At 70.0% G+C, this 11,391-nt stretch carries 14 protein-coding genes; all 14 read left to right on the top strand.

The genetic code is table 11. The features are described 5' to 3' along the window. Window positions 1-64 precede the first annotated feature (64 nt). The 14 genes from ACYVGI_RS07770 to trpA all read left to right on the top strand — a co-directional run bounded on the left by ACYVGI_RS07770 (window position 65) and on the right by trpA (window position 11,304). On the top strand, window positions 65-1,288 hold the full coding sequence (locus ACYVGI_RS07770; RefSeq protein WP_460632047.1) for a thiolase family protein: 1,224 nt from the start codon (window positions 65-67) through the stop codon (window positions 1,286-1,288). Beyond that, window positions 1,285-1,962 (top strand): 3-oxoacid CoA-transferase subunit A, encoded by a 678-nt coding sequence (locus ACYVGI_RS07765; protein ID WP_460632046.1) that lies wholly within the window; start codon window positions 1,285-1,287, stop codon window positions 1,960-1,962. The genes ACYVGI_RS07770 and ACYVGI_RS07765 overlap by 4 nt, the downstream gene beginning before the upstream one ends. A gap of 17 nt (window positions 1,963-1,979) precedes the next feature. Next, entirely contained in the window at window positions 1,980-2,639 is a 660-nt protein-coding gene (locus ACYVGI_RS07760) for a 3-oxoacid CoA-transferase subunit B (RefSeq protein ID WP_460632419.1), read from the top strand. 54 nt (window positions 2,640-2,693) lie between these two features. After that, window positions 2,694-3,542 (top strand): IclR family transcriptional regulator domain-containing protein, encoded by an 849-nt coding sequence (locus tag ACYVGI_RS07755; protein WP_460632045.1) that lies wholly within the window; start codon window positions 2,694-2,696, stop codon window positions 3,540-3,542. A 12-nt stretch (window positions 3,543-3,554) separates the two neighbouring features. Further along, the gene (locus tag ACYVGI_RS07750; protein ID WP_055894116.1) at window positions 3,555-3,818 is read left to right on the top strand and encodes a phosphoribosyl-ATP diphosphatase; all 264 of its coding nucleotides are present in this window, start codon (window positions 3,555-3,557) and stop codon (window positions 3,816-3,818) included. Window positions 3,819-3,866: 48 nt separating this feature from the next. Next, window positions 3,867-4,709: an ATP phosphoribosyltransferase gene (gene hisG / locus ACYVGI_RS07745; RefSeq protein WP_055894114.1), complete on the top strand. Its 843-nt coding sequence runs from the start codon at window positions 3,867-3,869 to the stop codon at window positions 4,707-4,709. Continuing rightward, entirely contained in the window at window positions 4,709-5,473 is a 765-nt protein-coding gene (gene hisF / locus ACYVGI_RS07740; protein WP_460632044.1) for an imidazole glycerol phosphate synthase subunit HisF, read from the top strand. Before hisG ends, hisF begins: the two co-directional genes overlap by 1 nt. Continuing rightward, entirely contained in the window at window positions 5,470-5,895 is a 426-nt protein-coding gene (hisI, locus tag ACYVGI_RS07735) for a phosphoribosyl-AMP cyclohydrolase (protein ID WP_460632043.1), read from the top strand. The genes hisF and hisI overlap by 4 nt, the downstream gene beginning before the upstream one ends. Continuing rightward, window positions 5,892-7,439, top strand: a complete 1,548-nt coding sequence (locus ACYVGI_RS07730) for an anthranilate synthase component I (RefSeq protein ID WP_460632042.1) — start codon at window positions 5,892-5,894, stop codon at window positions 7,437-7,439. Before hisI ends, ACYVGI_RS07730 begins: the two co-directional genes overlap by 4 nt. Further along, window positions 7,423-8,157, top strand: a complete 735-nt coding sequence (locus tag ACYVGI_RS07725) for a Trp biosynthesis-associated membrane protein (protein WP_460632041.1) — start codon at window positions 7,423-7,425, stop codon at window positions 8,155-8,157. Before ACYVGI_RS07730 ends, ACYVGI_RS07725 begins: the two co-directional genes overlap by 17 nt. A 128-nt stretch (window positions 8,158-8,285) precedes the next feature. Next, window positions 8,286-8,516, top strand: coding sequence for a DUF6704 family protein (locus ACYVGI_RS07720; protein ID WP_460632040.1), 231 nt, complete (start codon window positions 8,286-8,288; stop codon window positions 8,514-8,516). 3 nt (window positions 8,517-8,519) lie between these two features. Further along, entirely contained in the window at window positions 8,520-9,290 is a 771-nt protein-coding gene (trpC, locus tag ACYVGI_RS07715) for an indole-3-glycerol phosphate synthase TrpC (protein WP_460632039.1), read from the top strand. Next, window positions 9,290-10,501: a tryptophan synthase subunit beta gene (trpB, locus tag ACYVGI_RS07710; protein WP_460632038.1), complete on the top strand. Its 1,212-nt coding sequence runs from the start codon at window positions 9,290-9,292 to the stop codon at window positions 10,499-10,501. Before trpC ends, trpB begins: the two co-directional genes overlap by 1 nt. Next, window positions 10,498-11,304 carry a tryptophan synthase subunit alpha gene (gene trpA / locus ACYVGI_RS07705; RefSeq protein ID WP_460632037.1) on the top strand — a complete coding sequence of 269 codons (807 nt, stop codon included), beginning with the start codon at window positions 10,498-10,500 and terminating at the stop codon, window positions 11,302-11,304. Before trpB ends, trpA begins: the two co-directional genes overlap by 4 nt. The last annotated feature ends 87 nt before the right edge of the window (window positions 11,305-11,391 follow it).

Genomic DNA, 11,391 nt, shown 5'->3' with positions numbered 1-11,391 from the left:
TCGTAGAACGCACGGATGTGCGCAGAGCGAACCAACAGAACTAGAAAGGCGATAGGAGACCCTGGTGCAGCACGCATACCTCTACGACGCCGTACGGACTCCGTTCGGCCGATTCGGCGGCGGCCTCGCCGCAATCAGGCCGGACGATCTGGCCGCCTCGGTCGTGACGGGCATCGTCGGCCGGAGCCCGTCGCTCGACCCGGAGCGGATCGACGGCGTCGTCTTCGGAAACGCGAACGGCGCGGGGGAGGAGAACCGCAATGTGGCACGCATGGCGACGCTGCTCGCCGGACTGCCGACGAGCATCCCCGGCACGACTGTCAACCGGCTCTGCGGCTCGTCGCTCGACGCCGCGATGATCGCGAGCCGCGAGATCGAGGTGGGAGACGCCGACCTCTTGCTCGTCGGCGGCGTGGAATCCATGACCAGGGCGCCGTGGGTGCTGCCGAAGACCGAGCGGCCGTATCCGGCAGGCGACCTGAACCTCGCATCCACCACCCTCGGCTGGCGGCTGGTGAACCCGGCGATGCCGGGCGAGTGGACGGTGTCGCTCGGCGAGGCGACGGAGATTCTGCGTGAGCGTTTCGGCATCACCAGGGAACGGCAGGATGCCTTCGCGGCGCGCTCGCACCAGCTCGCCGACGAGGCGTGGAGCGCGGGGCGCTACGACGATCAGACGGTGTCGCTGCCCGGCGTCGCGCTGGAGCGGGATGAGAGCATCCGTGCGGGAAGCACCGCGGACGTGCTCGCCGGGCTGAAGACGGTCTTCCGGCCGGTCGGCGACACTCCGGCAGGCGGCACGGTGACGGCCGGGAACGCGTCGCCCCTCACCGACGGCGCCGGGGCGCTCTTCCTCGGCTCCGAGGCGGCGGCGGAGACGCTCGGCCGTGCGCCGCTCGCCCGCATCGCCGGGCGCGGCGCGTGGGCGAACGAGCCTCAGCTCTTCGGCTTCGCCCCGGTGGAGGCGGCGAACCGCGCGCTCGCCAGGGCGGGCATCGCCTGGGATCAGGTGGGAGCCGTCGAGCTGAACGAGGCGTTCGCCGCCCAGTCTCTCGCGTGCCTGGATGCGTGGCCGGTCGACCTCGGCATCGTCAACGCCTGGGGAGGTGCCATCGCGATCGGGCACCCTCTGGGTGCGACGGGTGCGCGCCTGCTCGGCACACTGGCCGCGAGGCTCGTGGCCGAGAACCAGCGCTGGGGCGTTGCGACGCTCTGCATCGGCATCGGGCAGGGGCTCGCGATCGTGCTGGAGAACGTCACCGGCACGGCCACGGGAGGAACGGCATGACGACCATCACCGAGAGCGCACTGGAGGCCGTGTCCGGCATCCAGGACGGCGCGACCGTGCTGATCGGTGGATTCGGCAAGGCCGGGCAGCCCGTCGAGCTGATCGCCGCGCTCCTGGAGCACGGCGCCTCCGACCTCACCGTCGTCAACAACAACGCCGGCAACGGCGACGACGGGCTCGCCGCGCTGATCGGCGCGCGTCGCGTGCGCAAGATCGTCTGCTCCTTTCCCCGCCAGGCCGACTCGCACCGCTTCGACGCGGAGTACCGCGCCGGCCGTATCGAGCTGGAGCTGGTGCCGCAGGGCAACCTCGCCGAACGCATCCGTGCTGCCGGTGCCGGCATCGGCGGATTCTTCACCCCCACCGGCTACGGCACGACGCTCGCGAACGGCAAGGAGACCAGGATGCTCGGCGGCGTCGGTCAGGTGTTCGAACTGCCCATCCACGGGGACGCCGCCCTCATCGCCGCGCACACCGCCGACCGGCAGGGCAACCTCGTCTACCGCAAGACCGCGCGGAACTTCGGCCCGATCATGGCCACCGCGGCGGCCACGACGATCGCACAGGTCGGCAGCGTGGTGCCGACGGGCGGGCTCGACCCGGAGAACGTCGTGACGCCGAGCATCTTCGTCACCACGGTCGTCGACCTCGGCGCTGGGAAGGAAACGCTGTGAGCGCGCAACGCAACGCAATGCTGGACGCACCGCTGACCAGGGGGGAGCTGGCGCAGCGAGTGGCCTCCGACATCCCCGCCGGATCGTTCGTGAACCTCGGCATCGGCCAGCCGACGCTGGTCTCCGACTACTTCAGCCCCGGCCAGAACGTGATCCTGCACACCGAGAACGGGATGCTCGGCATGGGCAGGCAGGCGGCCGGCGACGAGATCGACGACGACCTGATCAACGCGGGCAAGATCCCGGTCACCGAGCTTCCTGGCGCGTCGTACTTCCATCACGCGGACTCGTTCGCGATCATGCGCGGCGGCCACCTCGACGTGTGCGTCCTCGGAGCGTTCCAGGTGTCCGCATCCGGAGACCTGGCGAACTGGCACACGGGGGAGCCGGACGCCATCCCCGCGGTGGGCGGAGCGATGGACCTGGCGACGGGCGCCAAACGGATCTTCATCATGATGACCCTGTTCGGCAAAGACGGGAAGAGCAAGCTGGTGCCGGTCTGCGACTACCCCGTGACGGGGATCGGATGCGTGAGCCGCGTCTACACGGACGTGGCCGTCTTCGACATCGCAGACGGGCGGGTCACGGTGACCGACACCTTCGGCATCACGGTCGCTGAACTACAATCGAGGCTCGATGTCCCGCTCGACGTCGCGCCAGGGCTCCGCCTGGGCTGAGCGAGCGGGCCGACCGGGCGGGCTGAGCCGAGGTTCCGGTGCGAAAGGGGTGGCATGGCGCAGGAACGGGCAGCGCAGCAGAAAACGGCGGAGAGCGGCGACGAGCACTTCGTCCAGTCGCTCGCCCGCGGCCTGGCGGTCATCCGCGCGTTCGATGCCGACGACCCGAGCATGACGCTGAGCGAGGTCGCCAGGAAGACCGGCATGAGCCGGGCGGCGGCGAGGCGCTTCCTGCTGACCCTGATCGATCTCGGCTACCTGCGCACGGACGGCCGCGAGTTCGAGCTGACCGCCAGGGTGCTGGAGCTCGGCTACGCGTTCCTTTCCGGGCAGTCGCTGCCGCGGCTCGCCACTCCCGTGCTGCAGGAGCTGTCTGCCGAGCTGGGGGAGTCGGTGTCGATGGCCGTGCTCGACGGCACGGACATCGTCTACGTCGCGCGCGTGCACACCCGCAGGATCATGTCGGTCGGCATCGCCGTCGGCAGCCGCTTCCCCGCGTACGCGACGTCGATGGGCCGCGTGCTGCTCGCCGGGCTCGACGACACGCAGGTCCGTGCGGTGCTCGCTCGCAGCGACCTCCGGCCGCTGACGCCGAACACGACGACGGATCCGGCCGCTCTGGTCGAGGCCATCGCCTGCGTCGCCCGTGACGGGTGGGCGTCCGTGGACCAGGAGCTGGAGCTCGGTCTGCGCTCGATAGCGGTGCCGGTCCGGAACCCGTCCGGCGCCGTCGTCGCCGCGATCAACGTGTCCCTGTCGGCCGGTCTGCTCGCCCAGCAGCACGACGCCGGGCGGGTCGAGCGGATCAGGGATGCGCTGGCGGCTGCGGCGGACCGTCTGCTCGAGATCCAGCGAACCGTCGACGTCTCCACCCCGATGTCCGGCGGCGCGTTCGCGAGCTAGTAGCCTGTAGTGGTGAAAACCTTCGACGACCTCTTCGCCGAGCTCAGCGAGAAGGCTGCGACCCGCCCGGAGGGTTCCGGCACGGTTCGTGAGCTGGATGCTGGCGTGCACGCCATCGGAAAGAAGATCGTGGAGGAGGCGGCCGAGGTCTGGATGGCCGCCGAGTACCAGTCGGACGAGGAGACGGCCGAGGAGATCTCGCAGTTGCTCTACCACCTCCAGGTGCTGCTCATCGCGAAGGGTCTGAGCCCGGCCGACGTGTACCGACATCTGTGACCGGCACCCCCGCGTCCTGATCGTCCCCTCGTACACGAAAGACCCCTCATGCTGAAGATCGCCGTTCCCAACAAAGGCTCCCTGTCCGAGACCGCGGCGCAGATGCTGCACGAGGCCGGCTATGTCGGCCGCCGCGACCCCAAAGAGCTGATCGTCACCGACGCCCGCAACGACGTCGAGTTCTTCTACCTGCGCCCGCGCGACATCGCCACCTATGTCGGCTCTGGCGCGCTCGACGTCGGAATCACCGGGCGCGACCTGCTGCTCGACTCCGGCTCGACCGCCGGCGAGATCGCCGCGCTCGACTTCGCCGCATCCACGTTCCGGTTCGCCGGGCCCACCGGCTCGTTCTCCGAGCTGGCCGACCTCGACGGCAAGCGCGTCGCCACCAGCTACCCCGGGCTGGTCGGGGCGTTCCTGGCCGAGAACGGCATCGCATCCACCACCCTCATCAAGCTCGACGGCGCGGTGGAGTCCGCTGTGCGGCTCGGCGTCGCGGATGCGGTGGCCGACGTGGTCGAGACCGGCACAACGCTGCGCAAGCAGGGCCTGGAGATCTTCGGCCCCGTCATCCTGGAGTCGGAGGCGGTGCTCATCTCGTCCGCGTCGCCGGCGGCCGGCGTCGACACGCTCCTGCGCCGCCTGCAGGGCGTCATGGTCGCCCGCCAGTACGTTCTGATCGACTACAACCTCCCTGCCGTCCTGCTCGACAGGGCCGTCGCGCTCACCCCCGGAGTCGAGTCGCCGACCGTGTCTCCGCTGGGCGAGCCGGACTGGCTGGCGGTGCGCGTCATGATCAAGCGCGACCAGACCAACCACATCATGGATGCGCTGTACGAGCTGGGCGCGCGCGCCATCCTCGTCACATCGATCCACGCTGCGCGGATCTGATGTCCGTCGCGGTCAGGGTCATCCCGTGTCTGGACGTGGCAGACGGCCGCGTCGTCAAGGGCGTCAATTTCCAGAACCTGCGTGACGCGGGCGATCCCGTGGCGCTCGCGCGCCGGTACTACGAGCAGGGAGCGGACGAGCTCACCTTCCTCGACGTCACGGCGACGGTCGACAACCGGGCGACCACCTACGACGTGGTGCGCGCGACGGCGGAGCAGGTCTTCATCCCGCTGACCGTGGGCGGCGGCGTGCGCAGCACGGAGGACGTCTCGCGACTGCTCGCGAGCGGAGCAGACAAGGTCGGCGTGAACTCGGCCGCCATCGCGAGACCGGAGCTCGTCGCCGAGATCGCCGACCGGTTCGGCGCTCAGGTGCTCGTGCTCTCGCTGGACGTCAAGCGCTCGGCCGTCACCGCATCCGGTTTCGTCGTCACGACCCACGGCGGCCGCACAGAGACCGACCTCGACGCCCTGGAGTGGGCGGAGCGCGCGATCGGTCTGGGCGCCGGTGAGCTGCTGGTCAACTCGATCGACGCCGACGGCACCAAAGAGGGGTTCGACACCGAGCTCATCCGGCTGATGCGCGGCATCAGCAGCGTGCCCGTGATCGCCTCAGGCGGCGCGGGGAAGGTGACCGACTTCGTCCCGGCCATCGAGGCTGGGGCGGATGCGGTGCTCGCCGCGAGCGTGTTCCACTCGGGCGAGATGACGATCGATCAGGTGAAGGACGAGCTCGTCCGCGCCGGACTGGAGATCAGGGCATGAACGGTCAGATCCCGAACGGTCAGGGCGCGAACGGTCAGGGCGCGAACGCCGTCGACCCCGCCATCCTCGAGCGCGTCGCCTTCAACGCCGACGGGCTGGTGCCCGCCATCATCCAGCAGTGGGACACCAAAGAGGTCCTGATGATGGGCTGGATGGACGCAGAAGCCCTCGGCCGCACCCTCAGCGAGGGCCGCGTCACGTTCTGGTCCCGCTCCCGGCAGGAGTACTGGCGCAAGGGCGACACGTCCGGCCACGCGCAGTACGTCAAGGGCGCCGCGCTCGACTGCGACGGCGACACCCTCCTGGTGACCGTCGAGCAGATCGGCGCAGCCTGCCACACTGGAACCCGCACCTGCTTCGACGCCGACCAGCTCTCACCCGTGGTCGGTCACGTCGAGGCGAGTCAAACGGAGGATTCGTGATCGACACCGTCACCAGCTCCACCACCCGCGACGGCTTCGCCGAGCTTCTCGCCGACCACCGGGTCGTGCCCGTCGTCCGCGAGCTGTTCGCGGACGGGGAGACGCCGGTCGGCATCTACCGCAAGCTCGCGTCCGGCCGCCCAGGCACCTTCCTGCTCGAATCGGCGGAGCAGGGCGGTATCTGGTCCCGGTTCTCGTTCGTCGGCGTCTCCTCGTTCGGCGTGCTCACCCAGCAGGGGGATGCGGTGCGCTGGCTCGACTACGGCATCCCGGCCGAGCGCGCCATCGGCTCCTCGGCAGCGCTGCCGCCGCTGGAAGCTCTCGCCGCGCTGTATGCGCGGTGGCAGACCCCGCGCATCCCCGGCCTGCCCCCGCTGACCGGCGGCCTGGTCGGCTTCATCGGCTGGGAGGCGATCCGCCAGATCGAGCGGCTGCCGCATCAGCCGCCCGCCGACTACGACATCCCCGGCCAGGCGCTCGCGTTCTGCTCCGACCTCGTCGCCATCGACCACCGCTACGGCACCGTGCAGCTCATCGCGACGGTGCTGAACGACGGCGTCGACGACGCCGACACGATGTGGGAGTCGGCGCAGCGCAGGCTCGACGCGATGCAGGAAGGCCTCGCCCAGCCGTCGGAGGCCTGGCTGGCCCAGGTCGACCTCGGCACCCCGGCGCATCCGGTGTCGCGCACGGCGAAGGACGAGTTCCTCGCCGCGGTGGAGACGGCCAAGACCCGCATCGTCGACGGCGACATCTTCCAGGTCGTCATCTCGCAGCGCTTCGAGCTGGAGTGCGAGGCGGCTCCGCTCGACGTGTACCGCGTGCTGCGATCGCTGAACCCGAGCCCGTACATGTACCTGCTCGCGCTGGAGCGGCCGGACGGCGGGGAGTACTCCATCGTCGGCTCGTCGCCCGAGGCGCTGTTCAAGGTGCAGAACGGGCGAGCGTTCACGCATCCGATCGCCGGTTCCCGTCCCCGCGGCTCGTCGCCGGAGGAGGACCTGGAGCTGGAGACCTCGCTCCTCGCCGACGACAAGGAGCGTGCGGAGCACCTGATGCTCGTCGACCTCGCCCGCAACGACCTGCTCAAGGTGTGCGCTGCCGGTTCGGTGGAGGTGACGGAGTTCATGCGCGTCGAGCGGTTCAGCCACATCATGCACATCGTGTCGTCCGTCGAGGGCGACGTGCTTCCTGGCAGGACGGCAGTGGATGTGTTCCGCGCCACCTTCCCGGCCGGCACGCTCTCCGGCGCTCCCAAGCCGATGGCGCTGGCGATCATCGACGAGCTGGAGCCCGCGCAGCGCGGCGTCTACGGCGGTGTGATCGGCTACTTCGGGTTCTCCGGGGATGCCGACCTCGCCATCGCGATCCGCACGGCGACCATCATGGACGGCGTCGCACGCGTGCAGGCAGGCGGCGGCCTCGTCGCCGACTCTGTTCCGCAGAGCGAGTTCGAGGAGTCGCAGAACAAGGCGGCCGCGCCGCTGCGCGCCGTCGCCGTCGCCAACGCGATGAGGCGGGTGACCGGTGAGCGAGCAGAGTGACGTCTCGGCCGTGCGCCGCGTCTCCCGCAGGGCCAAGTACCTGACGCTGCTCGCCCTGGTGGTGGGCAGCCTGCTCGCGCTGCTCGCATCGACGCAGACCTGGTTCACCGTGCACCTCACCGACGTCGCTGAGCACACGACGACGCTGGCCGTCGCGGGTTCCGCTGCCGCCCCCGCGCTCACGGCGCTGTCCCTCGCCGGGCTGGCGCTCACCGCCGCCCTCGCGATCGCGGGGCCGGTGTTCCGCATCGTGCTCGCGCTGCTCGGGCTGCTGCTCGGCGCGTCCGTGCTCATCTCCTCGATCAGCGCTCTGGCCGACGCTCTGCGCGCATCCTCGGCGACGATCACGACAGCGACCGGCGTCGCGGGCACGGCGTCGATTCAGCGGCTGGTCGACTCGGTCGGCGCGGAACTCTGGCCCGGCGTCGCCGTCGCCGGGGGCGTCGTGCTCGTGCTCGCGAGCGCCTCCGTCGTGCTGACCAACCGGCTCTGGCCCGGCTCGTCGCGCAAGTACCAGACGCGCTTCGAGGACCAGGACGGCACAGCGCTGCTCCTCGACGGGGACGCTGACGCAGAGACATCGGCCGAGGTGTCGGACGACGCGGAAGCGCGCGCCGTGGCAGAGGGTGACGCAGCGCAGGGCACCGGCGTCATCGACAAGGACACCGCCATCGACAGTTGGGACGACCTCACCCGCGGCGAGGACCCGACACGCTGACCCGACGCGCTGACCCGCCGCCCCGGTGGCGAGCGAACGCGCGCCACTCGCTAGACTTGAACCCGTATTCCCCCGATCCACCGTGCGCGGCGCCTCTCGCGGCGCGCACCTCACGAAGCAGGAGTCCCATGAGCACCGAGTCAGTCGAACCAGGCCACGGTCACTCGCCGGCGGCGTGGACGGCCGTCATCATCATGCTGGTCGCCTTCACCATCGGTGCCGTCGCGTTCTACTTCGACGCCCCGATCGTCGTCTGGGCGGCCGCGGGACTCGCCATCATCGGGCTGATCGTCGGATGGGCGATGAAGAAGGCCGGTTACGGCGTCGGCGGCGTCAAGTACCAGTCGAAGGGCCACTGACGCGTGCTCGACGACCTCGTCGCCGGCGCACGCGAAGACGCTGAGCGGCGCCGGGCAGAGCGCCCGCTCGCAGTGGTCGAGGCCGCCGCAGCCGACCGCGCTCCCGCCCTGGATGCACTGGGCCACCTCGCACCTGCCGATCGCGTCAAGATCATCGCCGAGGTGAAGCGCGCGAGCCCGTCTCGCGGCGCTCTCGCCGAGATCCCGGACCCCGCCGCCCTCGCGGTCTCCTACGAGACCGGTGGAGCGAGCGCGATCAGCGTCCTCACCGAGGAGCGCAGGTTCAAGGGATCGCTCGCCGATCTCGAAGCGGTGCGCGATGCCGTGTCGCTTCCCGTGCTGCGCAAGGAATTCGTCTCGGACCCGTACCAGGTGTTCGAGGCGCGCGCGGCAGGAGCCGATCTCGTGCTCCTCATCGTCGCGGCCCTCGACCAGAGAAAGCTCGTGGAACTGCACGAGCTCATCACGTCGCTCGGCATGACCTCGCTCGTCGAGGCGCACACCGCGGACGAACTCAGCCGTGCTCTCGACACGGGGGCCGGGCTCGTCGGGGTCAACGCCCGCAACCTCTCCACGTTCGAACTGGACAGAGACCTGTTCGGCCGCCTGGCCGACAGCATCCCGTCCGGTGTCATCCGCGTCGCGGAGTCCGCCGTCACATCGGCGGACGACGTCGCGCACTATCGGGCGGCAGGGGCGGACGTCGTCCTCGTCGGCGAGGCGCTCGTCACGAGCGATCCCGTCGCGACGCTCGAAGAATTCCTGGTGGCCTGATGTCCTTGCGTTCCGAAACCGGTCCGTACTTCGGCGACTTCGGAGGGCGTTTCGTCCCCGAGTCGCTCGTCGCTGCTCTCGACGAGCTGTCGGTGGCGTGGGAGGCGGCGAAGGCAGACCCCGCGTACCACGCGGAGCTGGATGAGCTGAACCGCACATACACCGGCCGTCCGTCCATCATCACCGAGGTGCCGCGCTTCGCCGCGCACGCGGGCGGCGCCCGCATCATCCTCAAGCGCGAGGATCTCAATCACACCGGCTCGCACAAGATCAACAACGTGCTCGGCCAGGCGATCCTCACCAAGCGCATCGGCAAGACGCGCGTGATCGCCGAGACCGGGGCCGGACAGCACGGCGTCGCCACCGCGACCGCCGCGGCCCTGTTCGGCCTGGAGTGCACCATCTACATGGGCGAGGTCGACACCGAGCGTCAGGCGCTCAACGTGGCCAGGATGCGTCTGCTGGGGGCCGAGGTCGTCGCCGTCAAGACCGGATCGCGCACCCTCAAGGACGCGATCAACGACGCCATGCGCGACTGGGTCACGAACGTCGAGAACACCAACTACATCTTCGGCACCGTCGCGGGGCCGCACCCGTTCCCGGCGATGGTCCGCGATCTGCAGAAGATCATCGGCGAGGAGGCGCGCCAGCAGGTCATCGACCTCACCGGCTCGCTTCCGGATGCGGTCGTCGCGTGCGTCGGTGGCGGCTCGAACGCCATGGGCATCTTCCACGCCTTCCTCGACGACGAAGACGTGCGCCTGGTCGGCTACGAGGCGGGAGGCGAAGGAGCGGAGACCCCGCGCCACGCCGCCACCATCACCAAGGGGCGCCCCGGCGTCCTGCACGGCGCACGCAGCATGTTGCTGCAGGACGAGGACGGCCAGACCATCGAGTCGCACTCGATCTCGGCCGGGCTCGACTACCCGGGCGTCGGCCCGGAGCACGCGTGGCTCGCATCCATCGGCCGGGCGCAGTACCTCCCCATCTCGGACGCCGAGGCGATGGATGCGCTGCGCCTGCTCAGCCGCACAGAGGGCATCATTCCCGCCATCGAATCCTCACACGCTCTGGCCGGCGCTCTGAAGCTCGGTCAGGAGCTCGGTGATGGCGCCACGATCCTGGTCAACCTCAGCGGCCGGGGAGACAAGGACATGGAGACAGCAGGACGGTACTTCGACCTGATCGACCACGACGCGGTGCAGTCGTGAGCGGCGGCGTGACGGGCGCGGGGAGCCGCGTCGAGAGAGTGATCGCGCAGCGGAAGTCCGAAGCGTCCGGCGCCCTGGTCGGGTACCTCCCTGCAGGGTTCCCCGACCTGAAGACCAGCATCGACGCTGCCGTCGCGCTCGCGCAGAACGGCGTCGACGTGATCGAGCTCGGCCTGCCGTACTCCGACCCGGTGATGGACGGCACGGTCATCCAGGCGGCCACCCAGCAGGCGCTCTCCAACGGCTTCCGCCTGCGCGACGGCTTCACCGCCGTGCGCGAGATCACCGCCCAGGTGGACATCCCCATCCTGGTGATGACCTACTGGAACCCCGTGCTGCAGTACGGCGTCGACCGGTTCGCCGACGACCTGCTCGCCGCAGGGGGAGCCGGCCTCATCACACCGGACCTCATCCCGGACGAGGGCGCATCCTGGCTCGCGGCGTCGGAGCGCACCGGTCTCGACCGTGTCTTCCTCGCCGCCCCGTCGTCCACCGACGAGCGCCTGCGGCAGGCAGTGGATGCGAGCCGCGGCTTCGTCTACGCCGTCTCGACCATGGGCATCACCGGGGCACGCTCCGACGTCGACTCCGCCGCCCGCTCGCTCGTCGCACGACTGCGCGACGCGGGGGCGACGAGCACCTGCGTCGGCATCGGCATCTCCACGGCCGCGCAGGTCACGGAGGTCCTGGAGTACGCGGACGGCGCGATCGTCGGATCGGCGCTCGTGAAGGCGCTGGCAGACGACGGCGTCGAGGGTGTCGGCCGTCTCGCCGCCGCCCTCTCGGCCGGCACCGCCGCCTAGGCGCGGCAGCCTCTCCAAACCGAATTAGACTATGGTGGCCGCGCGTGGTCTACGCGCGGTCTGATCAACACGAAAGGTGAGTCATCG

It is taken from the genome of Leifsonia lichenia (assembly GCF_054780215.1).
This window is presented reverse-complemented; position numbering and strand designations above follow the sequence as displayed.

What these genes read in the sequence shown, in the direction of transcription:
- ACYVGI_RS07765 (WP_460632046.1), top strand. Translation starts at nt 1,285, where the DNA reads ATGACGACCATCACCGAGAGCGCACTGGAGGCCGTGTCCGGCATCCAG.
- ACYVGI_RS07760 (WP_460632419.1), top strand. Translation starts at nt 1,980, where the DNA reads ATGCTGGACGCACCGCTGACCAGGGGGGAGCTGGCGCAGCGAGTGGCC.
- ACYVGI_RS07755 (WP_460632045.1), top strand. Translation starts at nt 2,694, where the DNA reads ATGGCGCAGGAACGGGCAGCGCAGCAGAAAACGGCGGAGAGCGGCGAC.
- hisG (WP_055894114.1), top strand. Translation starts at nt 3,867, where the DNA reads ATGCTGAAGATCGCCGTTCCCAACAAAGGCTCCCTGTCCGAGACCGCG.
- hisF (WP_460632044.1), top strand. Translation starts at nt 4,709, where the DNA reads ATGTCCGTCGCGGTCAGGGTCATCCCGTGTCTGGACGTGGCAGACGGC.
- hisI (WP_460632043.1), top strand. Translation starts at nt 5,470, where the DNA reads ATGAACGGTCAGATCCCGAACGGTCAGGGCGCGAACGGTCAGGGCGCG.
- ACYVGI_RS07720 (WP_460632040.1), top strand. Translation starts at nt 8,286, where the DNA reads ATGAGCACCGAGTCAGTCGAACCAGGCCACGGTCACTCGCCGGCGGCG.
- trpB (WP_460632038.1), top strand. Translation starts at nt 9,290, where the DNA reads ATGTCCTTGCGTTCCGAAACCGGTCCGTACTTCGGCGACTTCGGAGGG.